This is a genomic window from Collinsella sp. AF04-24 (genome assembly GCF_003465685.1).
Lineage (GTDB): Bacteria > Actinomycetota > Coriobacteriia > Coriobacteriales > Coriobacteriaceae > Collinsella > Collinsella aerofaciens_AP.
Window position 1 is genome coordinate 1 of sequence record NZ_QSBK01000004.1, and the last position, 709, is coordinate 709.

At 58.1% G+C, this 709-nt stretch carries 1 protein-coding gene; it reads right to left on the reverse strand.

The annotated features are described in order from the left end of the window. Positions 1-529: hypothetical protein (locus DWV32_RS02080; protein ID WP_147346202.1), on the reverse strand; the 529-nt coding region annotated here is incomplete at its 3' end. Positions 530-709: the final 180 nt, after the last annotated feature.

Consider the following 709-nt stretch of genomic DNA (forward strand, 5'->3'; position numbering starts at 1 on the left):
CGATCTGGATAAGGCGCCGGAATTTGGGCACGGGCGCCTTCGCCGCCAGGGTCCCGGGCCTTGTGGCGCCGAGCACGAGTATCGACGAGAGAAGGAAGGGGATGAAGGGAAGGAAAGACGGCGCCGTGGCAATGGCGTAAGGCAGGAAGGAAAGGAATGGCAGGTCGTTTGCGGAGGCCGGGATATCCGTGATGCCGGAGCTGCTCAGGGCACGGCAATATGCGAGCGCTGCGTCATTGGTCTCTCGGTCTCCCACGATGGACCCGGATTGGAAGCCTTCGCCCATGAGCGCGTAGTAGCTCTCGGCAGAATCGAGAAAGGCGGCGTCGGTTTGAGCGGCAAGGGCGGCGTTCGCGTATCTTGCAAGCTCCGCGTCAGCTTGCTGCTCTGGCGATAGGTCTGTGCCGCTGGCCTGGGGCGCGCGCGTATTGAATGCGTCGACAAAGCCCTGCATGCCCTGCTTCATAAAGAAGGGCCCGTAGATGGGTGAATTGAACGCAATGGGGACGGAAAAGGCTGCAGCAAGCACGAGCGTACAAATCCATACGGCCTTGTCTCTTAGGATTAGTTTGAGAAGAAGTCGACAGTACATTTAGAAGCACCTACGTTCCTCAAAGAATTGTTAGATTAATAATGACAGACCGAATGAAGATGCGTGCGATGGGGGCGAGGCGAATGGCTGAGCGGTATCGATACGCGGGTTCAACGG